Source organism: Stenotrophomonas sp. 86156_Sma (assembly GCF_056481625.1).
Window position 1 is genome coordinate 254,535 of the sequence record NZ_CM151157.1, and the last position, 21,931, is coordinate 276,465.

Here is a 21,931-nt window from a genome sequence, read left to right on the forward strand (position 1 = left end):
TTCACCGAGAAGCGCAGGGTACCGGTGCACAGCACCGGCTCGCGGCTGGCGGCGCGTTTCTTTTGGTTACTTTTCTTTTCGCGCGAAAAGAAAAGTGACATCCCACCGTGGGCGCGGAAATGGCCCGCCGCAACCAATGCTCACCCCCAGGCGATCAAGCCGATCGCCAGCACTGCCAGCGCCAGCCCGGCGCGGTTCCACTTCGTGGTGGCCTCGCCGAAGGCGAACACGCCCACCAGCGCGCCCAGCACCACCACGCCGATGTTCATGCCGGCGAACACGGTGGCCGGGCTCTCCGGCATGGACTGATGCGCGTGCACATAGAAAAGAATGTTGCCGCCGTTGAGCAGGCCCAGCAGCGCGCCCGCACCGAGGTTGCGCCAGGCCAACCGGCTGCGGCCACTGGCGTGCCGCCACAGCTGAAGTGCCAGCATCAGCACGAAGGCCACGCTGAAGCTGGCCAGCACCGCCGCCATCGACGGCGTGCCGGACAGCGCCACCTGCTTGAGCAGCACGTCGACCACCGCGAACCCGGCCCAGACGCCCAGCAGCCAGCCCCAGCCGCCGGGTGAGGACGCCACCGCCGGGCCGCGCGGGCGCAGGCTGATCGCCACCATCGCCAGCAGGCCCAGGCCGAGACCGGCGAGCTTCCACGGCGTCGCAGTCTGGCCGAAGAACAGGAAGGCGGCGGCCAAAGACAGCAGCAACGACAAGCGCTGCGCCACGTCGCTGCGGACGATGCCGGCCACCGCCACCGCGCGGCCCAGCACCAGGAAGATCGATGGCAGCACCACCGCCAGTGCCAGCAGCGACAGCCACGGGGCATGTGGCGCGCGCAGTGCGTCCAGCGGCGGCTGCAGCACCACGGCGGTGAGCGTTGCCGCCACCAGATAGTTCCAGGTGACCATCTGCGAAACATCCAGCTGGCGGCGTCCGGCCACCTTCAACAACACCGAAACCAGCACGCTGCAGATCACGGCCAAGGACAGGTAGAGCATGGGGCGGGCACAGGGCAGGGGCAGGGGACGGTATCATGGTGCCATGCACAAGCCTTCGTTCCCCGTCGCCCCCGGCGAAACCGCCTGCCTCGAACTGGACGGCCCGGCCGGCCCGCTGGAAGTGGTCGTTGACCTGCCCAAGGCCGATGTGCCGGTGCAGCCGATCGTGGCCATCGTCTGCCATCCGCTGTCCACCGAAGGCGGCACCCTGCACAACAAGGTGGTCACCATGACCGCCACCACGCTGCGCGAGCTGGGCATCGCCACGGTACGCTTCAACTTCCGCAGCGTCGGCGCGTCGGCCGGTGAGTTCGACCACGGCGTGGGCGAGCAGGATGACCTGAAGACCGTCGCCGCCTGGGTGCAGAGCCAGCGCCCCGACGACCGTCTGTGGCTGGCCGGTTTCAGCTTCGGCTCGTTCGTATCGCTGAAGGCGGCTGCCGCGCTGCAGCCGGAAGCGCTGATCTCGATCGCACCGCCGGCCGGCCGCTGGGATTTCGATGGCATCGCGCCGCCGGCCCGCTGGCTGGTGATCCAGGGCGAGCAGGACGAGATCGTCGACCCGCAGGCCGTCTACCAGTGGCTGGACACGCTGGACGTCCCGCATGAGCTGGTGCGCATGCCCGAGACCAGCCATTTCTTCCACCGCAAGCTGATCGATCTGCGCGGCGCGCTGACCCACGGCGTCAAGCACTGGCTGGGCGCAGCGGCATGAGTGCAACCGAGCTGACCCCGTCGCAGCGGTACGCGGAAGGGGTTGCCCGTGGCGACTGGCAGAACGACCCGGCCCAGCACGCAGCGCTGGCCGAACTGGACCGCATCCACCTGGGCCTGGTCGACAGCGCCGAAGACGGCTGGCTGGACCGCCTGTCCTCGTTCTGGAAGAAGCCCGAGCCGGTGAAGGGTCTGTACTTCTGGGGCGGCGTCGGCCGTGGCAAGACCTTCCTGGTCGACCTGTTCTACGACGGCCTGCCGATCAAACAGAAGTACCGCACGCATTTCCACCGCTTCATGCGCAGCGTCCACGAGCGCCTGCGCGAGCACCAGGGGCAGAGCGACCCGCTGGCGAAGATCGCCCAGGAATGGCGCAGCAACCTGCGGGTGCTGGTGCTGGACGAATTCTTCGTCACCGACATCGGCGACGCGATGCTGCTGGCACGGCTGCTGGAGCGCCTGTTCGCCGAAGGCGTGACCCTGGTCACCACCTCCAACACGGCGGTGGAGAACCTGTACCTCAACGGCCTGCAGCGTGAGAGCTTCCTGCCGGCCATCGGCCTGCTGCAGCGCTTCTGCGTCGAGCTGTACGCCGAGGGCACCGAGGATTACCGGATGCGCGCGCTGACCCGCTCGCCGGTGTACCGCGCACCGTTGGCCGCCGACAGTGATGAGTGGCTGGCCACGCGCTGGAACGAACTGAGCGGCGGCCAGCCGGCCAAGCCCGGCAACATCGAGATCGAAGGCCGCAAGATCCCGGTGCGCGGCCGTGGCAAGAGCATTGCCTGGTTCGATTTCGCCGCGTTGTGCGAAGGCCCGCGTGGCCCGTCGGATTACATCGAGATCGCGCACGAGTTCAACACCGTGCTGCTGGGCGGCATCCCCGCCTTCGACCGTTTGAACGAAGATGCCGCGCGCCGCTTCGTCAACCTGATCGACGAGCTGTACGACCGCCACGTCAACCTGGTCTGCACCGCCAGTACCTCGCCGATCGAGCTGTACACCGGCCAGCGCCTGCAGGGCGCGTTCGAGCGCACCGCCTCGCGCCTGATCGAGATGCAGAGCGCCGAGTACCTGGGTACCCCGCACCGGGCGTGAGGGCGCCACCCAGGTAAATGCGTTGCCGGCCAGAGTTCCGGTAGTGCCGGCCGCTGGCCGGCATCCGCCGCGCGGTTACCGGGTCGGCGCCACGGCGTTCCCACGCGGCCGCTCATCCGGCCCGGCCGACACATGCAGGCCCGAGCCATCGCCGTGCTCTACCCGTACGCTCTCGCCGCGCTCCAGCAGCCGCAGTGGCTGGCCCTGGTAGCGCACTTCCAGCGCGTCATGAGTGTCGGCCAGCGACTGCACCAGCGGGCAAAGCGACTGTGCTTGGGCCTCGATGCGTTCGGCGCGGCCTTCCAGCTGCTGTTCCATCCGCGCGTCCAGACGGTCGGCGCGTGCCTCCATCGCATCGCCGCGACCGGTGAAGATCTGCCACAGCATGCTGCGGGCGATGGAGGCGGACAGCGACTCGGCCATGTCCTGCACCTTGGCCTCGAAGCCTGGCCCGAACACGGCCTGTTCCCAGTAGCCCTTGCCCAGCGTGCCGCCGATCCAGTCATCGGCCTGCCGGCGCAGGCGCCGGACCTTGCGGCTGTTGGCGGTACCGGTGAGGCTTTCATAGACCCCGTCGAGCACGTCGAAGCTCAGTCCGCTCACTTCATGGGCCAGCGCCGTGGCGGCCGGCATCAGCTGCCGTGCCCCGGCCTCCATCTGCCGCAGGCGGGCCGCGTCGGCCTCGCTGACCGGCACGATCGTGTCGTCCAGGCTCAGCACGCCATCGTGGAACACCACCTCGTGCGGCGCCTGCGGGCCATGCCGCAGCCAGATGCCGCCGCTGTCCACCAGCACGTCGTAGTCGGTATGGATGCCGCACTGGTCCGCGCGCAGCTTCGGGGTGTCAGCGGCAATTGCAGGTACGGTGACCACAGCAGCCAGCAGGGCCAAGGCGGGTGCTGACAGGCGCATGGTGGAATCCTTTCCGGTCATTGCAGGACCTCAGCATCCCGCGTTCGGCAGGCGCCGTCACCCGCCGAAAGTCACTGCGCGATGGCGATTCGTCCGGCCATACCGGCTTTCCCACCGGCTGCCCACCAGCTATCCACAGGGTTGTCCCTAGCCAGTTTCATCACTGTCATGTGAAGCTGTCATTGTTCCGTTTTCGCGGTGCGTTGTACCACCGCGATGACGCCTTTCGGGCTTGACTGCGCAGCCTGTTCCGGCAGGTCTGAAGCGTCTGATCCGGGCGCCGATGGCACGATCCTTGCGGCGCAAGGGATTGCCGAATTTCACTACATTTGGCGTTGACGGACCCCATCACCCCCACTATCTTGTGGCCGTCGGTCGCAGCAACCCCAATTCCAGGGGTGCCCGGGGTACCCATCCGCGATCGTCAACGGCAGTGGCAGGCGCAGGGTCTCATCCCCTGCGACGCCGTCCTGCCATCCTGGGCTGTCATGTCCCGGGCTGCGTCACCCGATGCATCGAGCACCCACCAATCACGCCAAGAGGACACACGCCGTGACCACCGAATCCAGCGCCACCATCGAGAAGGAAAGCGAATTCCTGTTGACGTCGCCGCCGACGGCCAACGCGATGAGTGTGACCAAGCGCAATGGCACGACCGAACTGGTGGACCTGAACAAGATCGTGCGCGCGGTGCAGCGTTCCTCCGAAGGCCTGCACGCCGTCGATCCGATGCGCGTGGCCACCCGCACCATTTCCGGCCTGTACAACGGCGCCACCACCCGCGAGCTGGACGAACTGTCCATCCGCACCGCCGCCCTGCTGATCGGTGAAGAGCCCGAGTACGGCCGCCTCGCTGCGCGCCTGCTGGCCAACTACATCGCCAAGGAAGTCTCGGGCCAGGAAATCTACGCTTTCTCGCAGTCGGTCAGCCGTGGCCATGAAGTCGGCCTGATCAACGACCGCCTGCTGAACTTCGTGCAGACCAACGCGCGCAAGCTCAACGATGCCATCGACATCTCGCTGGACCTGAACTTCGATTACTTCGGCCTGCGTACCCTGTACGACCGTTACCTGCTGCGCCATCCGCACACCCGCAAGGTGATCGAGACCCCGCAGCAGTTCTTCCTGCGCATTGCCAGCGCGCTGAGCGAGGATGTGTCCGAGACCCTGGCGCTGTACAAGCGCATGGGCAACCTGGACTACCTGCCGTCCAGCCCGACCCTGTTCAATTCCGGCACCACCCACGAGCAGCTGTCCTCGTGCTTCCTGCTGGATTCGCCGCAGGACTCGCTGGAGTCGATCTATTCCAAGTACGGCGACATCGCCCAGCTGTCGAAGTTCTCCGGCGGCATCGGCGTCAGCTACACCCGCGTGCGTTCGCGTGGTTCGCTGATCAAGTCGACCAACGGCCACTCCAACGGCATCGTGCCGTGGCTGAAGACCATGGATTCGTCCGTGGCCGCGGTGAACCAGGGCGGCAAGCGCAAGGGCGCAGCCTGCGTCTACCTGGAAACCTGGCACGCCGACGTCGAGGACTTCCTCGAGCTGCGTGACAACACCGGTGACGAAGCCCGCCGTGCGCACAACCTGAACCTGGCCAACTGGGTGCCGGACCTGTTCATGAAGCGCGTCGAGGCCGACCAGGAATGGTCGCTGTTCGATCCGCGCGTCGTGCCGGAGTTCACCGACCTGTTCGGCGAAGCCTTCGAGCAGGCCTACCTGCAGGCCGAAGCCCAGGGCAAGGCCAACCGCACCATCTCCGCGCGCAAGCTGTACGCCCGCATGATGCGTACGCTGGCCGAGACCGGCAACGGCTGGATGACCTTCAAGGACAAGTGCAACCGCGCCAGCAACCAGACCCTGCGTCCGGGCAACGTGATCCACCTGTCGAACCTGTGCACCGAAATCCTGGAAGTCACCTCCAACGATGAAACCGCGGTGTGCAACCTGGGTTCGATCAACTTGGGCAACCACTTCGACGAGCACAACGAGTTCGACTTCGAGAAGCTGGCCGAGACCGTGCGCCTGGCCGTGCGCCAGCTCGACCGCGTCATCGACCTGAACTTCTACCCGATCGAAACCGCCCGCCGCGCCAACCTGCGCTGGCGTCCGGTTGGCCTGGGCTGCATGGGCCTGCAGGACGTGTTCTTCCGCAAGCGCCTGCCGTTCGACAGCGCCGAAGCCCGCGCCCTGTCGAAGAAGATCGCCGAAGCGATCTACTTCCACGCGCTGGAAACCTCCTGCGAGCTGGCCCAGGAACGCGGCAAGCACCCGTCGTTCAACGACACCCGTGCCGCCGGTGGCGAACTGCAGTTCGACGCCTGGAACGTGGTGCCGGAAGACACCGCACGCTGGGATGCCCTGCGCGCCCGCATCAAGGAACACGGCCTGCGCAACTCGCTGATGATCGCGATCGCGCCGACCGCGACCATCGCCTCGATCGCCGGCTGTTACGAGTGCGTCGAGCCGCAGGTGTCCAACCTGTTCAAGCGCGAGACCCTGTCCGGTGATTTCCTGCAGGTCAACCGCTACCTGGTGAACGAGCTGAAGAAGCTGGGCCTGTGGACGCCGGAAATGCGCGATGCCATCAAGCTGGCCGAAGGCTCCATCGCGGGCGTGGCACAGATTCCGGAAACACTGCGCGAGGTCTACCGCACCGCGTGGGAACTGCCGATGCGTTCGCTGATCGACATGGCCGCCGAGCGTGGCGCCTTCATCGACCAGTCGGCCTCGCTCAACCTGTTCATGGAAAGCCCGAACATCGGCGCGATGTCCTCCATGTACATGTACGCCTGGAAGCAGGGCATCAAGACCACCTACTACCTGCGTTCGCGCCCGGCCACCAAGATCGCCAAGACCACGGTGAGCAGCGCAGCTCCGGCCAAGGTGTTCAGCCCGGACGAAGCCATCGCCTGCTCGCTGGAAAACCCGGAAGCCTGCGAGGCCTGCCAGTAAGCAAAAAAGAAGGGCCCCGAGCTGTAACTCGGGGCCCTTCTGATGCTTCACAAAACCCAAATTCCGTATCCGGATGAGGGTCTAGATCTGCCACTTCCTCTAAGAAGTGGGGCGAGTATAGCAATCCAGATCTCGTTCTGCTGGCGGGTCGAGTTGTAGTCCGGATGCCTTTTAGTTAGGTAAATTAACAATGGCTACTAATCCGCCAAAAAATAATGCTCGTATCGGTGCAGTTCGTGACCGCTCCCAGTTCTTGACGCCCTCCGGGCACCACGCCAAGCGTGGGCCGGACGGGCGAATCATGGAAGTGAAGACGAGCAGCAAGGAGCCCTTCAAGGGTGTTCGGCGCGAATACAAGTGATCTACAGCTGGGGGAGAGTATTCTCTCCCCAGCTTTCTGAATTTGAAATTGAGGAAAACTGACACCCATGGCCGACAAGCCCAAGCAGATGCTGCTCGATCCCGGTTTTGAACTGACCCTGCGCCCGATGCGCTACCCGCAGTTCTATGACATGTACCGGAACGCGATCAAGAACACCTGGACGGTGGAAGAGATCAACTTCCAGATCGACATCACCGACCTGCACAGCAAGATGTCGCCGGGCGAGCGTCACCTGATCCACCGCCTGGTCGCGTTCTTTGCCACCGGCGACTCGATCGTGTCCAACAACCTGGTGCTGAACCTGTACCAGCACTTGAACGCGCCCGAAGCGCGCATGTACCTGTCGCGCCAGCTGTATGAAGAAGCGCTGCACGTGCAGTTCTACCTGACCCTGCTCGACAACTACCTGCCGGATCCGGAAGAGCGCGTCAAAGCCTTCGCCGCGGTGGAGAACATCGACTCGATCAAGAAGAAGGCCGACTTCTGCTTCAAGTGGATCGACTCGATCCAGGACCTGAAGCGCATCGAGACCCGTGCCGAGCGCCGCCAGTTCCTGCTCAACCAGATCTGCTTCGCTGCGTGCATCGAAGGCCTGTTCTTCTTTGCTGCCTTCGCCTATGTGTACTACTTCCGTTCGCGCGGCCTGCTGCCGGGCCTGGCCTCGGGCACCAACTGGGTGTTCCGCGACGAGAGCGCGCACATGGAGTTCGCGTTCGAGTCGGTGCGTGTTGTTCGCGAGGAAGAACCGGACCTGTTTGACGAAGAGATGAAGCAGCAGGTCTACGACATGCTGGCCGAAGCCATCGAATGCGAAGTGCAGTTCGCCGAGGACGTGCTGTCCGGCGGCGTGGCCGGCATCTCGACCCGCGACATGCGCCAGTACCTGCAGCACTGTGCCGACCAGCACTTTGCCAAGCTGGGCATGGAAAAGAAGTACAACGTGCGCAACCCGCTGCCGTTCATGGAACTGCAGGACGTGCAGGAGCTGACCAACTTCTTCGAACGCCGCGTCTCGGCCTACCAGGTCGGCGTGCAGGGCGAAGTCGCCTTCGACATGAACTTCTGATCGAACCGGTCAGATCTGTCGCAACGAATAACCCCGGCCAACGCCGGGGTTTTTTGTTTCTGTAGCGCCGGGCCATGCCCGGCGGAGCCTGCCTGGTGCTACTGGCCGCCATGCTGCACGCGGGCCTTTGTAGAGTCGAGCTTGCTCGACTGCCGTTCGCGCAAAGCAGTCGAGCAAGCTCGACTCTACAATCAGCGTCGCCCTTCCACCGCCATGCGCACCGCCAGCCCGGCCAGCACCGTGCCCATCAGCCAGCGCTGTACCACCTGCCAGGTCGGGCGCGCGGCCAGGAAACCGGCGATGCTGCCAGCGGTCAGCGCAATCATGCCGTTCACGGTCACACTCACCGCGATCTGGGTGGAGCCCAGCACGATCGACTGCATCAGCACACTGCCCTCGCCGTCCGGATGCAGGAACTGCGGCAGCAGTGACAGATACATCACCGCCACTTTCGGGTTCAACAGATTGGTCAGGAACCCCATCGTGAACAGCTTGCGCGGGCTGTCCTGCGGCAGTTCGCGCACCGCGAACGGCGAACGGCCACCGGGCTTGAGCGCCTGCCAGGCCAGGTACAGCAGGTACAGCGCGCCGCCGATGCGCAGCGCGTCGTAGGCGAACGGCACGGTCATCAGCAGGGCGGTGATGCCCAGTGCCGCACACAGCATGTAGAACACGAAGCCCAGCGCCACCCCGCCCAGCGAGATCAGGCCTGCCATCGGCCCCTGGCAGATCGAGCGTGAGATCAGGTAGATCATGTTCGGCCCGGGCGTGAGCACCATGGCCAGTGAAACCAGCGCGAAGGCCAGCAGGTCAGAAGTGGCGGGCATGGGCGGTCCTGGCAGTGGGCGTGGCGCAGTGTAACGCCTGCCGCAGGCGCGGCCTGCGCAGGCACCGCTGCCGGGTGACCGTTGCACGTGCATTCCGATGGCCATCACGCCGGTCGCTTAGAATCCGCAGCACCCCACACCGAAGCCCCCCAATGACCCCCATCCCCGAGACCGTGCCGCCCACCGAAGTGCGCATGGCCGAAATCGTCTTTCCCAACCACACCAACCACCTTGGCACCCTGTTCGGTGGCCAGGCGCTGGCGTGGATGGACAAGGCCGCCTTCCTGGCCGCCGCCCGTTACTCGCGCCGCACCGTGGTGACCGCGCGCAGCGACCAGGTCGACTTCAAGCTGCCGATCCGCATCGGCCAGATGGTGGAAACCATCGGCCGCATCGTCGAAGTCGGCCGCAGCTCGATGAAGGTGGAGGTGGAACTGGTCGCCGAAGACCTGCACAGCGGCGAGCGCAAGCTGTGCACCCGCGGCCACTTCGTGATGATCGCGCTGGACGAGGAAGGCCACCCGATCGCGGTACCGCCGCTGCCGGCGGCCTGACCCGGCCAACGGACCGGCGCTTGCGGGGGCGCCACCGCGCCCCCATCTGGCAGCCATGACCCTGCCACTGACCGACTTCATCAACCGCGCCCAGCGCCTGTTCGTGCTGACCGGCGCCGGTTGCAGCACCGCCTCGGGCATTCCCGATTACCGGGATGCCGACGGCCAGTGGAAACGCACGCCGCCGGTGACCTACCAGGCCTTCATGGGCGAGGCGGCCACCCGCCAGCGCTACTGGGCGCGCAGCCTGCTCGGCTGGCCGCGCTTCGGCCTGGCCCGGCCCAACGGCACCCACCAAGCCCTGGCCGCGCTGGAAAGCCGCGGCACGCTGCAGGTGCTGCTGACCCAGAACGTGGACGGCCTGCACCAGCGCGCCGGCAGCCACAACGTGATCGACCTGCATGGCCGCCTGGACCTTGTGCGCTGCATGGGCTGTGAGCGTCGCAGCGATCGTGAAGGCTTCCAGCAGCGCCTGCTGGACGCCAATCCCGGCTGGGACGCGCTGGAGGCAGGCATCGCGCCCGATGGTGATGCCGATCTGGAGACCGATTTCTCCGCGTTCGTGGTGCCCGAGTGCCCGCATTGCGGCGGCCTGTTGAAGCCGGATGTGGTGTTCTTCGGCGAAAACGTGCCGCGGGAGCGCGTGCAGGCGGTGCAGGAGCACCTGCAGCAGGCCGACGCCGTGCTGGTGGTGGGTTCATCGCTGATGGTCTATTCCGGCTTCCGCTTCGTGCAGGCGGCGGCCAGGGCAGGGCTGCCGGTGGCGGCGTTGAACCGTGGCCGCACCCGCGCCGACGACCTGCTGCAGTTCAAGGATGAACGGGACTGCGCCGAGGCGCTGGCCGCGTGGGCTTCGTCCTGAGCCGAGCACACGCTCGGCTGCACGCCCACCGCGAAACAGCGATCCATCCAGACGGTTGATTCGCAGGCCGTGCGGCGGTGCAATACGCACCCCCTACGTCGTTCATCACCGTCTTGAGCCAGCTGTTTTCGCCGATCTCGTTCGGCCCCCTGACCCTGTCCAACCGCATCGTCATCGCGCCGATGTGCCAGTACTCCGCCGAAGACGGTCGCGCCAGCGATTGGCACGCCATGCATCTGGGCAACCTGGCGCAGTCCGGTGCCGGCCTGCTGATCCTGGAAGCCACCGCGGTCGAGCCGCGCGGCCGCATCAGCTGGGCCGACCTGGGCCTGTGGGATGACGGCACCGAGGCCGCGCTGGCACAGGTGCTGGCCAGCGTCCGGCGCTGGTCGCCGATGCCGCTGGGCATCCAGTTGGGCCACGCCGGCCGCAAGGCCTCGGTGAAGCGTCCGTGGGACGGTCGTGGCCAGTTGCCGGCCGACGATGCGCGTGGCTGGGCCACCGTGGCGCCGTCGCCGCTGCCGTTCCATGCCGCCGATCCGGCACCGCAGGAACTGGACGAGGCCGGCATCGCCGAGGTCATCGCCGCCTTCGCTGCCAGTGCGGTGCGCGCCGAGCGCCTGGGCTTCGAGCTGATCGAGCTGCATGCCGCGCACGGTTACCTGCTGCACCAGTTCCTGTCGCCGCTGAGCAACCGCCGCACCGATGGCTACGGTGGCTCGTTGCCGAACCGCCTGCGCCTGCTGGTGGAGGTTTTCGATGCGGTGCGTGCGGCAGTGTCCGACAAGGTCGCGGTGGGCGTGCGCATCTCCGCCAGCGACTGGGTCGATGGCGGCTGGGATCTGGTGCAGAGCGAAGCGCTGGCGCAGGTGATGGACGCGCGCGGCTGCAACTTCCTGCATGTCTCCAGCGGTGGCCTGGACGAGCGCCAGAAGATCACCGTCGGCCCGGGCTATCAGGTGCCGTTCGCGGCGGCGATCAAGGCCAAGGTGCGCATGCCGGTCATCGCCGTGGGCATGATCACCGAACCGGAGCAGGCCGAATCGATCCTGCGCCATCGCCACGCCGATGCGGTAGCCCTGGCGCGCGGCATCCTCTACGACCCGCGCTGGCCGTGGCATGCTGCCGCCGCATTGCGCGACAGCGTGGAACCGGCGCCGCAGTACCTGCGCTGCGAGCCGCGCGATGCGCGCGGCGTGTTCAAGACGCGCTGAGGTTCACACCCGCCAGGCCGGCGCCATGCCGGCCTGCAGGTGCTCGAACAGCGCGCGGATCTTGGCAGTGAAATCGCGGCGGTCGCTGACGCAGAAATAGACCTCCATCGGCTCCGGGCGCCATGCAGTGTCGGCGCCGAACACTGCCTGCAGGCGGCCATCGCGCAGGTACGGCTCTGCCACGAATGCGGCCAGCCGGGTGATGCCGGCACCGGCTGCGGCCAGCGTCGCCAGCGCATCGATGTCATCGCAGACCATGCTCGGCGGCAGTGCGGCGTCCACGCGCTGGCCATCCTTCAGCAGGCCCCAGCGCAGCGGCCGGCCATCGGTGGGGAAGCGGTGCAGCAGCCCGCGATGGCCGCTCAGCTCGGAGGGTTGCTGCGGGGTGCCGTGTGCCTTCAGGTAGGCCGGCGAGGCGCAGAACACGAACGGCACGCGCGCCAGTTGCCGTGCGACGACACCGTCCTCCAGCTGTGCACCGATGCGGATGCTGGCATCCACCGCTTCCGGGCCGTGTTGCACGGCGCGATCGGTCAGGCGCAGCTCCAGCTGCAGTTGCGGGTAGCGCTGCTGCAACGACGGCAGCAAGGGGGCAAGCACGTGGCGACCAAAGGCGCTGCTGCTGGCGATGCGCAGTGGCCCGGCCGGTTCGATGTCACCAGAGGTGACCATCGCCTGCGCGCGCGCCAGGTCGGCTTCGATGTGGCGCACCTGCGCCAGGTACAGCGCGCCGGCCTCGCTGAGGGCCAGCTGGCGCGTACTTCGGTTCAGCAACCGTACGCCCAGATGCGCCTCCAGCCGGTTGATGTTCTGGCCGACTGCGGTGGCGCTGATGCCAAGGATGCGGGCCGCGGCGGCAATGCTGCCGGTCTCTGCGGTGCGGGTGAAGCTGCGGATCAGTTGCAACAGGTTCATGACCGACCAGCTTGCCATGGAGAAACCCAAGTATCGCTTGGAACTGAACCAAGCAGGTCGGTTGCATCGGTGACCATCGATCCCGAGGGCAGGTCGCTGCCCTACACTCGTGCGATGCGCCCCGATTCCATCCTCACCCTGTCCTGCCCCGACCGTACCGGCATCGTCTACCGCGTTTCCGGCCTGCTGTTCGACCACGGCTGCAACATTCTCGACGCCCAGCAGTTCGGCGACGAGGAGAGCGGCCGCTTCTTCCTGCGCGTGCATTTCGATCGCGATGCCGGCCTGCCGCTGGAGACCGTGCACGCCGCCATGGCTACGCTCGCCGCCGGCTTCGGCATGGACTGGCAGCTGCATGATGGCCGCCGCCGTGCACGCCTGCTGGTGCTGGTCAGCAAGCAGGGGCACTGCCTCAACGACCTGCTGTTCCGTGCCCACAGCGGCCAGCTGAAGGTGGACATTGCCGCAGTAGCGTCCAACCACGCCGACTTCGCGCCGCTGGCGGCGTCCTACCAGGTGCCGTTCCACCACCTGCCGGTGACCGCTGATACGCGCGCGGTGCAGGAACAGCAGATCATCGACCTGGTCGAGCGCGAACGCATCGATCTGGTGGTGCTGGCGCGCTACATGCAGATCCTGTCACCCACGCTGTGCCGCGCGCTGGCCGGCCGTGCGATCAACATCCACCACAGCTTCCTGCCCAGCTTCAAGGGCGCGCAGCCGTACCACCAGGCACACGCGCGCGGGGTCAAGATCATCGGCGCCACCGCGCACTACGTCACCGAGGATCTGGACGAAGGCCCGATCATCGAACAGGACGTGGCCCGCGTGGACCACGCCATGGCGCCGCGCGAGCTGGTGCGGCTGGGCAGCGATACCGAATCGCTGGTGCTGGCCCGCGCCGTTCGGCGCCATGTGGAGCACCGCATCCTGCTCAACGGGCACCGAACGGTGGTGTTCCGGTAATCGCCCATCCCGCGTCCGCCGGGCATGGCCCGGCGCTACCACGGGTGCTATCCGGTAGTGCCGGCCGCTGGCCGGCAACTGCAGAGATCCCGAGGTTGCCGGCCAGCGGCCGGCACTACCGAATCCTGATTTCATCCAATGAAAAGCCCCCGGTTCGGCCGTCCCGCGATCTGTAGGGGGGCGTAGTTAGGGGGCTGGATGAATCGATTGTGTTGTCGTGGGCAGGAGCGCGCAAGCGGCATAAGCGACGTGCGCGGTAGCGCCGGGCCATGCCCGGCGGTCACGCCTCAGGCGATCGAAATCCCCGCCTTGCCCAGCGCTTCACGCACCATCGCGTCGTTGGCGTCGGTCACCGGCTTGGTCAGCTCCCACAGGAATTTCACCCGGAAGCCGGACTTCACCGCGTCCTGCGCGCTCCACAGCACGCAGTAGTCGCGGGCCAGGCCGCACACGTGCACTTCGCGGATGCGGCGTTCGTGCAGCCAGCCTGCCAGGCCGGTGGCCGGGCGTTCGCCATCGGGGCCATGGTTCTCGCGGAAGGCGCTGTACGAATCCACCTGTTGGCGCGTGCCCTTGCGCAGGATCAGGTCGGCCACGGTCCAGTCCACGCCCGGATGCAGGACGGCACCGGCGCTGCCCTGCACGCAGTGGTCGGGCCACAGGGTCTGCGGCTGCGCGTGCAGCAGGATGGTCTCGAAGGGCCGTCGGCCGGGATGCTGGCTGGCGAACGAGGCGTGGTCGGCCGGGTGCCAGTCCTGGGTCGCCACCACGGTGCCGTAGCGGCGCTGTGCCAGCAGATCGGCGATCGGTGCCACCAGCGCATCGCCCTGGTCGCAGGCCAGCGCGCCACCGGGCATGAAGTCCGGCTGCAGGTCGATCACCAGCAGGGCGACATCGGCGGGCAGGGCGGTCATGGCAGTTCCGGTACAGCAGAAGGGGCGACCAGCGTGGCCGCCCCATGCCCACACGTCAATCGCCCTGCGGCGTCTCAGCGTCCTGCCCGTAGTACAGCAGGCCGATCTTGATCCGTTCGCGGCCATTCTCGCGGCGGTGACGGTTGGCATCGCGCAGCGAGTACACGCAGCCGCAGTATTCCTGCTGGTAGAACTGCTCGCGCTTGCTGATCTCGATCATGCGGCTGGCACCGCCGCCCTTGCGCCAGTTGTAGTCCCAGTACTGCAGGCCTTCATAGCGCGACGCGGCACGGATGCCGCAGTCGTTGATCTGCGCCATGTTCTTCCAGCGCGAGATGCCCAGCGACGAACTGATGGTGTCGTAGCCGTGCTCGTGCGCGTACAGCGCAGTGCGCTCGAAGCGCATGTCGAAGCACATCGTGCAGCGGATGCCGCGTTCGGGCTCGTTTTCCATGCCGCGTGCACGGCTGAACCAGTTGTCGGTGTCGTAGTCGCAGTCGATGAACGGGATGTCGTGCTGTTCAGCGAAGCGGATGTTCTCCTGCTTGCGCAGCTCGTATTCCTTCACCGGGTGGATGTTGGGGTTGTAGAAGAAGATCGCGTAGTCGATCCCGGAGGCGGTGATCGCCTCCATCACTTCGCCGGAGCAGGGGGCGCAGCACGAGTGCAGCAGCAGGCGCTGGCCGTTTTCGGGCAGGGACAGGGTGGGGCGTTGGAGCTCGGTCATCGTCAGGTACCGCATGGACCGCCGGCAACGGCGGTGGCCCATGCATCAGCGCGTGGGTGAACAGGTCTGGCCAGAAACCGTGAACAGGACGCACGCGGCCGCACCGCCTGCAGGCGCAGGACAACGACGGCCCCGGCAACCTCCCCGCGGAGATTCCAGGTCGAGTCAGGGGACGGTCGTGTCCCCCGGCCGGGGCCGGTATTCGGGCTGATGGACACGGGCCGCAGCCCACCTACTACCTGCCGCTTCCCAGGCGTGAGCCCAGTGCTGTTGGCAGGATTCGTTTCCATTCACCGCTGCGGGGCAGCTCCGGAATGGGCGCGCAAGGCGCCTTCACCGGATTCCCGTTCAAATCCCTGCCGTCATCAATGCCACGGCAGGGATACCTTCGGCGTGCCCACGGTGGACGCGTCGAGGGCAATGGTCAAGGGCCAATGAAAGCGCAGGGCTGTGGCTCGCTTCTCAGGCTGTGAGAGCGCCTCTTGCCATACTGGGCACCGACAGACGGGAGGTGGCTCGTGGCGGCGAAGTACTGCGATCTGGTCATGAAAGGCGGCATCACCAGCGGCATCGTGTACCCAAATGCGGTACTGGCGCTGGCGCGCGAGTATCGATTCAAGAGCATCGGCGGCACCTCGGCCGGCGCCATCGCTGCAGCCGTAGCGGCCGCGGCGGCATGCGGTGATCGCCGCCAGCAGGCCGGCGAGCACCTGCCCGGCGATGCCGGCTACGGCGGGCTGTCGGCGGTGTCGGCGCAGCTGTCGCGGCGCGGCTTCATCTACAGCCTGTTCCAGCCGGCACGGGGCGCGCGCGCCGCCTACCGGTTGCTGGTGGTGCTGACCGGCAATGCCCGCCTGCCGCACAAGCTGCTGTGCCTGGCCATCGCGGTGTTCGAGATTGCGCCACTGGAGGTGCTGGTGTCGCTGGCGCTGCTGCTCGGCCTGGGCTGGTGGGGCGGCGGTTGGAGCGGCGTGGCCGCCACGCTGCTGCCATCACTGCTGTGCGCGTACGGTGCCGGCGTGGCCGGTGCCGCGCTGCGGATAGCGCGGGTGGCGCGCCGTAACCTGCTGGGCCTGTGCAGCGGCCTCGGCCGCGATGCACGCACGCCGGCATTGACCGAATGGTTGCACGAGTGCCTGCAGCAGCTGTCCGGCAAGCCGCTGGATGCACCGCTCACGTTCGCCGACCTGCACGATGCGCCGCGCTATGCCGGCGAGCCGGACAGCCCGCATGCGATCAGCCTGCAGATGATCACCACCTGTGTGTCGCACAACGAGCCGCGCACGTTGCCGCTGGGCGGCGCGCAGTTCTGGTTCCTGCGCGAGGAGTTCGAGCAGCTGTTCCCGGCCAGCGTGGTGCAGTGGCTGGTGACGCAGGCCGGCCCGCCGCTGGAGGTGGAAGGGCGCCGGTACTACCACCTGCCGCAGGGCCCGAAGCTGCCGGTGCTGGTGGCCACGCGCATGAGCCTGAGCTTCCCGCTGCTGATCAGCGCGGTGCCGTTGCATGAGCCCTCGCGCCGCGAGCGTCGCTGCGAACCGACCGCACCTGCGGCCGACCAGGAGCACAACGTCGCCGACAGCATGGAAGGGCTGACCAGTGCCGGGCAGACCTGCGGACCGGTGATCACCGCGTTCCGCATCTGCTGGTTCTCCGATGGTGGCATCAGCAGCAACTTCCCGATCCATCTGTTCGATGCCGCGTTGCCGCGCTGGCCAACCTTCGCCATCAATCTGGTCTACCCGCAGCATGCCGAAGACGTGAGCCACGGCAGCAGTGGCCGCCAGGCGCTGGAACACGCCGTGTTCCTGCCCACCGAAAACCGCCACGGCTGGCAGCGTACCTACCAGTCGATCGCTACGCCGCTGGCCGCTGCGGAGCTGGGCCGTTTCCTGTTCGCGGTGGTGGCGACCATGCAGAACTGGCGCGACCTGCTGCAGGCGCGCGCGCCGGGTTACCGCGACCGCATCGTGCATGTGAGCCTGCAGGGCGACGAAGGCGGCATGAACCTGGACATGCCACAGGAGGTGCTGACCCGCATCGCAGACAAGGGCAGCCTGGCCGGTGCGCGCTTCTGTTCGTTCTCGTTCGAGAACCACTATTGGATCCGCTGGCGCAACCTGGCCTCGGCCTACCAGCGCTACACGCTGGAAGTGGCGCGCACCGACGACCCGGCGCAGCAGGTACTGGCCTACCGTGCAGCTTATTCGATGGTTGCCAGTGGCCAGCCGACGCCACCGTCGTACAAGCTGGGCTCGGAAGACAAGCGGCTGGCATCGCAGCAGTTGTGGGGGCTGATGGTCGAGCAGGGACGTACCTGGGAGGACCTCGGCCCGGACCTCACCGACGGCGCACCGCGCCCGCTGCCGCAGATGAAGGTGACGCCGATCTACTGATCGCCGCCGCGGCCGATTGAACTGTTCTGGTGGGTGCCGACCTTGGTCGGCATGATCTGCTCCCTGCGGTGCTTCATCGCCAGGGTGCAACCACCGCATCACCCTGCAAGGGTGCATACAACGGCAGCGCCAGCTCCTGCTTCACCCAGCCCGGATTGAGCGCACGCAGGCCGGCCAGGTATTCGCGGGCCAGCGCGAAATCACCTTGCCGCATGGCCAGGCGCGCAGCGCGCGCCCAGGTACGGTCCCAGCCGTGGGCCAGTGACAACGAGGACGCCAGCGCAGCGCGCGCACCTGCCACATCGCCGTTCTCCCAACGCTGCTCGGCCTGGATGATCGCCTCGTTGGACAGGCGCATGTCGTACAGCTCGCGCAGCCTCGCGACCGCACGCGGGTCGGCGTCCACGCGCAGGTCGGTGTCCTGCCAGTCGCCTCCTGGCGTGCGCACCAGCAGCGCGGCCGACCACTGCCCACTGCGCTGGCCGCCCGCGGCCTGGCCGGCTTCCAGCGCCGCCAGCAGGCGTGTGGCCAGCGCTCCGTGCGAAGCCGTAAAGGTACGTTGCATTGCCGCCAGCACGTCCGGTCCGGCCAGGCCATTGCCCTGCACGCTCAACATGCCGTCGCCGTGCGCACCGGCCCAGCTGGCCTGCTGCGCGGTGGCGCCGGTGTACTGCGCATTGCCACCGCGCGCGCTGACCAGCCCCACCTGGCGCTCGGCAAGCGTGGTGCCATCGAAGTTGCCGTCTTCATCCAACAGCTGCTTCAGCACCTGGGCAGGCGTGCGGCCTCTGGCCAGCAGTTCCAGACCTTTCGAGCCATAGGTCGGGTTGGTCTCGAACTGGCTGGCGACCGCGCCCACCTTCGCCTGTGCCCACGGCACGCCCACACCGCCGACCGCCAGGTTGTGCGTGGCCACCGCCACCCCGCAGTCGCCGGCCGCGTTGCAGGCCGCAATGGAAAAGGTCGCCCACGCCGGCGCAGCGACGGCAGCGAGCAACAGGGCCAGGCAAGAGCGCAGCAAGGACATGAGAGCCTCCAGGGCGGGCATTGCAATGGGATGCAGCCTACGCACGAAAGGTTTAGTAGATCCACGCCATGCGTGGATGGAACCCCATCGAAATCGAGCATTTCGAACATCGAAGAGCATCCACGCATGGCGTGGATCTACCGTGTCGACCAAGGTCGACACCCACCAAGAGCAGCGTGCCGACCAACGGTCAGCACCCACCAACAGCAGCAGGAAACTGTCGAAGGCGGGGTGGTGTCGGATTGCGGGGTGTCCGCGGCATGGATGCCGCTGCCAAGCCCCCAAGGACGGGTTTACGGCGTCCCCCGCAACCGGACCCACCCCGCCATCCCACGGAAAGCCCGCTGTTGCTTTTGCTGTTGCCTTGGATTGAAGCAGGTGCAGGGCGCAGCCCTGCCGCCCCCCTACCGCCCCGGCAACTGCGCGAACGCACGCTGCATGCAGTCCTCGCGCGGGCACACCCGGCACCCCGGGCCGATCGATACCGAGTTGCCCGGGCTCTGCACATCCAGCCCCAGTGAATACACCAGCCGCTCGGCATGTTGCAGATCGCACCCCAGCGCCACCGCGAAGGTCTTGCGCGGTTGGCCATGGCCCACCGGGCCACTGCTGACCTGCCGCGCCAGCCAGAAGTGGCGCCGCCCATCGGGCATGCGCGCGGTCTGCGTCAAGATCCGCCCGGGCTGGTTGAACGCCTCGTAGACGATCCACAGCGGGCACGACCCACCTACCTGCGAGAAATGGAAATCGGTGGCCGAATGACGCTTGGACACATTGCCGGCGCGATCCACGCGGATGAAGAAGAACGGCAGCCCGGGCGCACTGCGTCGTGCCAGCGTGCTCAGCCGGTGGCAGACCGCTTCGAAGCCGACGCCGAACTGGTGGGCCAGCAGTTCGATGTCGTAGCTGCTGGCTTCGGCCGCACGCAGGAAGCGCATGTACGGCATCACCAGCGCGCCGGCGAAATAGTTGGAAAGACCGATCCGTGCCTGCGCGATGCGCGCGTCGTCGGTGAACCCGGCGCGCGCCACCACCGCATCGATCTGCGGCAGGTAGCCGTGCAGTGCCAGCTCGGCCGCCATCTGGAACGCCTGCTGGCCGGGCTCCAGGTAATCGGGCAGCCACAGCCGCCGCGCACCGGCATCGTATTGCCGCTTCTCGCGCCCGGCCTGCAGTGCGGCCACTTCCACCAGCACGCCATGGCGGTCGGCCAGCAGCTGGCGCAGCCGCGGTGCCACGTGCCCGGGCGACAGCCCCCACTCGGCGAACAGCTGCTCGGCCAGCTCGTCCAGCTCGGGAATGTGGTTGTGCATGCGGTTGAAGAATTCGCGTACCTGGTCGCCAGCGGGCAGGGTGCTGCCGGCACCGGGCTCGCCCAGCTGGAATTCCAGCGCCGCGGCATGCTCGCGCAGCGCCAGGTGGCGGCGGTGCAGGTCCAGCAGCGCGCGGCTGACCTGCGGCAGGTTGCCGGCCAGCGCGCGCAGTTCGGTGGCGCTGACCTCGGCCAGGCCCAGATCGCGCAGGGTCTCGCCCAGCGCTTCCTGCAGGGCGGCGGGCTCATCCTCGTCGAACAGTGCGGAAACGTCGCCCAATACCTCGCCCAGCTTCTTCTGCACAGCCGGGGTCAGTGGGCGCTTGTTGCGCTCGATCTGGTTCAGGTAGCTGGCCGACAGCCCCAGCGCCCGTGCCAGATCCGCCTGGCTGTAGCCGCGCTGCTCGCGCAGCCGCAGCAGGCGCAGGCCAAGTTGTCGCTGGGGGGCTGAATAATTCACAGAATTAACATGAATCGTCTGGCGTGTTGGCCAGATTAAGCGGATTCAGCCCGGAAATCGAGGTGGGTGCTGTGAATAATGCCAAGCATCTTTCGCACCCCGTGGGATTGTCGTCATGACTGTTGCAGCGCCCCGTATCCGCATGCTGATCGATGGCCAGTTCGTTGAATCGGCCACCTCCCACTGGCAGGACGTGATCAATCCGGCCACCCAGGACGTGCTGGCCAAGGTGCCGTTCGCCACCACCGGCGAAGTGGACGCCGCCGTTGCCGCCGCCAAGGAAGCCTTCAAGACCTGGCGCAAGACCCCGATCGGCACCCGCGCGCGCATCTTCCTGAAGTACCAGCAGCTGATCCGCGAGAACATGAGCGAGCTGGCGCACATCCTCACCGCCGAACAGGGCAAGACCCTGCCCGACGCCGAAGGCGATGTGTTCCGCGGCCTGGAAGTGGTCGAGCACGCCGCCGCCATCGGCAACCTGCAGCTGGGCGAACTGGCCAACAACGTGGCCAATGGCGTGGACACCTACACGATCATGCAGCCGCTGGGCGTGTGCGCCGGCATCACCCCGTTCAACTTCCCGGCGATGATCCCGCTGTGGATGTTCCCGATGGCCATTGCCACCGGCAACACCTTCATCCTCAAGCCGTCCGAGCAGGACCCGATGGTCACCATGCGCCTGGTCGAGCTGGCCCTGGAAGCCGGCATTCCGAAGGGCGTGCTGAACGTCGTCCATGGTGGCGAGGAAGTGGTCAACGCGATCTGCGACCACCCGGACATCAAGGCGGTGTCGTTCGTCGGTTCCACCCGCGTCGGCACCCACGTCTACAACCGTGCCTCGCTGGCCGGCAAGCGCGTGCAGTGCATGATGGGCGCCAAGAACCACGCCGTGGTGCTGCCGGACGCCAACAAGGAGCAGACCCTCAACGCGATGGTCGGTGCCGCCTTCGGTGCCGCTGGCCAGCGCTGCATGGCCGCCTCCACGCTGGTGCTGGTCGGTGAAGCACGCAACTGGGTGCAGGACCTGGTCACCAAGGCCAAGACCCTGAAGGTCAGCGGCGGCACCGTCGCCGGCACCGACGTCGGTCCGGTCATTTCCTGCAGCGCCCGCGAGCGCGTGGAAGGCCTGATCGCCTCGGGCGTGGAGCAGGGCGCCAAGCTGGTGCTCGATGGCCGCAAGCCGCAGGTCGATGGTTTCGAGAAGGGCAACTTCGTCGGTCCGACCATCTTTGCGGGTGTCACCACCGACATGCGCATCTACCAGGAAGAAATCTTCGGGCCGGTGCTGGTCATCCTCGAAGCAGAGACGCTGGAAGAGGCCATCGCGATGGTCAACAGCAACCCGAACGGCAACGGCACCGCACTGTTCACCCAGTCCGGCGCCGCCGCGCGCAAGTTCCAGGAAGACATCGACGTTGGCCAGGTCGGCATAAACGTGCCGATCCCGGTGCCGGTGCCGCTGTTCTCGTTCACCGGTTCGCGCGCCTCCAAGCTGGGCGACCTGGGCCCGTACGGCAAGCAGGTGGTGCTGTTCTACACCCAGACCAAGACGGTCACCGCGCGCTGGTTCGATGACGAGACGCTCAGCCATGGCGTCAACACCACGATCAGCCTGAAGTAACGGCAGGAGCAGCC

At 66.8% G+C, this 21,931-nt stretch carries 18 protein-coding genes and 1 riboswitch; of the genes, 10 read left to right on the plus strand and 8 right to left on the minus strand.

What is annotated here, in order from left to right:
* Positions 1 to 140: 140 nt before the first annotated feature.
* The gene (locus ACZK33_RS01095) at positions 141 to 998 is read right to left on the minus strand and encodes an EamA family transporter (protein ID WP_032128214.1); all 858 of its coding nucleotides are present in this window, start codon (positions 996 to 998) and stop codon (positions 141 to 143) included.
* Between the two features lie 43 nt (positions 999 to 1,041).
* Here ACZK33_RS01095 and ACZK33_RS01100 point away from each other — a divergent pair, with 43 nt between their 5' ends.
* Together ACZK33_RS01100 and zapE are read left to right on the plus strand one after the other, a co-directional pair.
* Positions 1,042 to 1,713, plus strand: coding sequence for an alpha/beta hydrolase (locus tag ACZK33_RS01100; protein WP_423173925.1), 672 nt, complete (start codon positions 1,042 to 1,044; stop codon positions 1,711 to 1,713).
* Positions 1,710 to 2,810, plus strand: a complete 1,101-nt coding sequence (gene zapE / locus ACZK33_RS01105) for a cell division protein ZapE (RefSeq protein WP_032128212.1) — start codon at positions 1,710 to 1,712, stop codon at positions 2,808 to 2,810. The genes ACZK33_RS01100 and zapE overlap by 4 nt, the downstream gene beginning before the upstream one ends.
* A 75-nt stretch (positions 2,811 to 2,885) precedes the next feature.
* Here zapE and ACZK33_RS01110 read toward each other — a convergent pair whose 3' ends face one another.
* Complete coding sequence (locus ACZK33_RS01110; protein WP_423173924.1) at positions 2,886 to 3,722, minus strand: DUF2884 family protein; 837 nt, start codon at positions 3,720 to 3,722, stop codon at positions 2,886 to 2,888.
* Between the two features lie 552 nt (positions 3,723 to 4,274).
* Here ACZK33_RS01110 and ACZK33_RS01115 point away from each other — a divergent pair.
* The gene (locus ACZK33_RS01115) at positions 4,275 to 6,677 is read left to right on the plus strand and encodes a ribonucleoside-diphosphate reductase subunit alpha (RefSeq protein ID WP_197616975.1); all 2,403 of its coding nucleotides are present in this window, start codon (positions 4,275 to 4,277) and stop codon (positions 6,675 to 6,677) included.
* A 428-nt stretch (positions 6,678 to 7,105) separates the two neighbouring features.
* The gene (locus ACZK33_RS01120; RefSeq protein WP_004153683.1) at positions 7,106 to 8,125 is read left to right on the plus strand and encodes a ribonucleotide-diphosphate reductase subunit beta; all 1,020 of its coding nucleotides are present in this window, start codon (positions 7,106 to 7,108) and stop codon (positions 8,123 to 8,125) included.
* Positions 8,126 to 8,316: 191 nt separating this feature from the next.
* Here ACZK33_RS01120 and ACZK33_RS01125 read toward each other — a convergent pair whose 3' ends face one another.
* The gene (locus ACZK33_RS01125; protein ID WP_032128209.1) at positions 8,317 to 8,952 is read right to left on the minus strand and encodes a LysE family translocator; all 636 of its coding nucleotides are present in this window, start codon (positions 8,950 to 8,952) and stop codon (positions 8,317 to 8,319) included.
* Positions 8,953 to 9,104: 152 nt separating this feature from the next.
* Here ACZK33_RS01125 and ACZK33_RS01130 point away from each other — a divergent pair, with 152 nt between their 5' ends.
* The 3 genes from ACZK33_RS01130 (at position 9,105) to ACZK33_RS01140 (ending at position 11,582) form a co-directional block, all read left to right on the plus strand.
* Entirely contained in the window at positions 9,105 to 9,506 is a 402-nt protein-coding gene (locus ACZK33_RS01130) for an acyl-CoA thioesterase (RefSeq protein WP_004153688.1), read from the plus strand.
* A gap of 55 nt (positions 9,507 to 9,561) precedes the next feature.
* Complete coding sequence (locus tag ACZK33_RS01135) at positions 9,562 to 10,368, plus strand: NAD-dependent protein deacetylase (RefSeq protein ID WP_423173923.1); 807 nt, start codon at positions 9,562 to 9,564, stop codon at positions 10,366 to 10,368.
* Between the two features lie 113 nt (positions 10,369 to 10,481).
* A complete protein-coding gene (locus ACZK33_RS01140; RefSeq protein ID WP_423173922.1) occupies positions 10,482 to 11,582 on the plus strand; it encodes an NADH:flavin oxidoreductase/NADH oxidase in 1,101 nt (366 codons plus the stop codon).
* A 3-nt stretch (positions 11,583 to 11,585) separates the two neighbouring features.
* Here ACZK33_RS01140 and ACZK33_RS01145 read toward each other — a convergent pair whose 3' ends face one another.
* Positions 11,586 to 12,497, minus strand: a complete 912-nt coding sequence (locus tag ACZK33_RS01145) for a LysR family transcriptional regulator (RefSeq protein ID WP_049399772.1) — start codon at positions 12,495 to 12,497, stop codon at positions 11,586 to 11,588.
* A gap of 114 nt (positions 12,498 to 12,611) precedes the next feature.
* Here ACZK33_RS01145 and purU point away from each other — a divergent pair, with 114 nt between their 5' ends.
* On the plus strand, positions 12,612 to 13,463 hold the full coding sequence (gene purU, locus ACZK33_RS01150; RefSeq protein WP_032128205.1) for a formyltetrahydrofolate deformylase: 852 nt from the start codon (positions 12,612 to 12,614) through the stop codon (positions 13,461 to 13,463).
* A 287-nt stretch (positions 13,464 to 13,750) separates the two neighbouring features.
* On the opposite strand, the gene pncA is transcribed toward purU, so the two are convergent.
* Both pncA and ACZK33_RS01160 read right to left on the minus strand, forming a co-directional pair.
* Positions 13,751 to 14,377, minus strand: a complete 627-nt coding sequence (pncA, locus tag ACZK33_RS01155; protein WP_423173921.1) for a bifunctional nicotinamidase/pyrazinamidase — start codon at positions 14,375 to 14,377, stop codon at positions 13,751 to 13,753.
* A gap of 55 nt (positions 14,378 to 14,432) precedes the next feature.
* Positions 14,433 to 15,119, minus strand: coding sequence for an epoxyqueuosine reductase QueH (locus ACZK33_RS01160; protein ID WP_080291760.1), 687 nt, complete (start codon positions 15,117 to 15,119; stop codon positions 14,433 to 14,435).
* A 161-nt stretch (positions 15,120 to 15,280) separates the two neighbouring features.
* Positions 15,281 to 15,495, minus strand: a riboswitch (cobalamin riboswitch).
* Positions 15,496 to 15,622: 127 nt separating this feature from the next.
* Here ACZK33_RS01160 and ACZK33_RS01165 point away from each other — a divergent pair.
* Positions 15,623 to 17,497 (plus strand): patatin-like phospholipase family protein, encoded by a 1,875-nt coding sequence (locus tag ACZK33_RS01165; RefSeq protein WP_423173920.1) that lies wholly within the window; start codon positions 15,623 to 15,625, stop codon positions 17,495 to 17,497.
* A 73-nt stretch (positions 17,498 to 17,570) separates the two neighbouring features.
* On the opposite strand, the gene ACZK33_RS01170 is transcribed toward ACZK33_RS01165, so the two are convergent.
* Complete coding sequence (locus ACZK33_RS01170; RefSeq protein ID WP_423173919.1) at positions 17,571 to 18,524, minus strand: DUF1028 domain-containing protein; 954 nt, start codon at positions 18,522 to 18,524, stop codon at positions 17,571 to 17,573.
* A 404-nt stretch (positions 18,525 to 18,928) separates the two neighbouring features.
* Positions 18,929 to 20,296, minus strand: coding sequence for a helix-turn-helix domain-containing protein (locus ACZK33_RS01175; protein ID WP_182267060.1), 1,368 nt, complete (start codon positions 20,294 to 20,296; stop codon positions 18,929 to 18,931).
* A gap of 115 nt (positions 20,297 to 20,411) precedes the next feature.
* On the opposite strand from ACZK33_RS01175, the gene ACZK33_RS01180 reads away from it, so the two are divergent.
* The gene (locus ACZK33_RS01180) at positions 20,412 to 21,917 is read left to right on the plus strand and encodes a CoA-acylating methylmalonate-semialdehyde dehydrogenase (RefSeq protein WP_049399840.1); all 1,506 of its coding nucleotides are present in this window, start codon (positions 20,412 to 20,414) and stop codon (positions 21,915 to 21,917) included.
* The last annotated feature ends 14 nt before the right edge of the window (positions 21,918 to 21,931 follow it).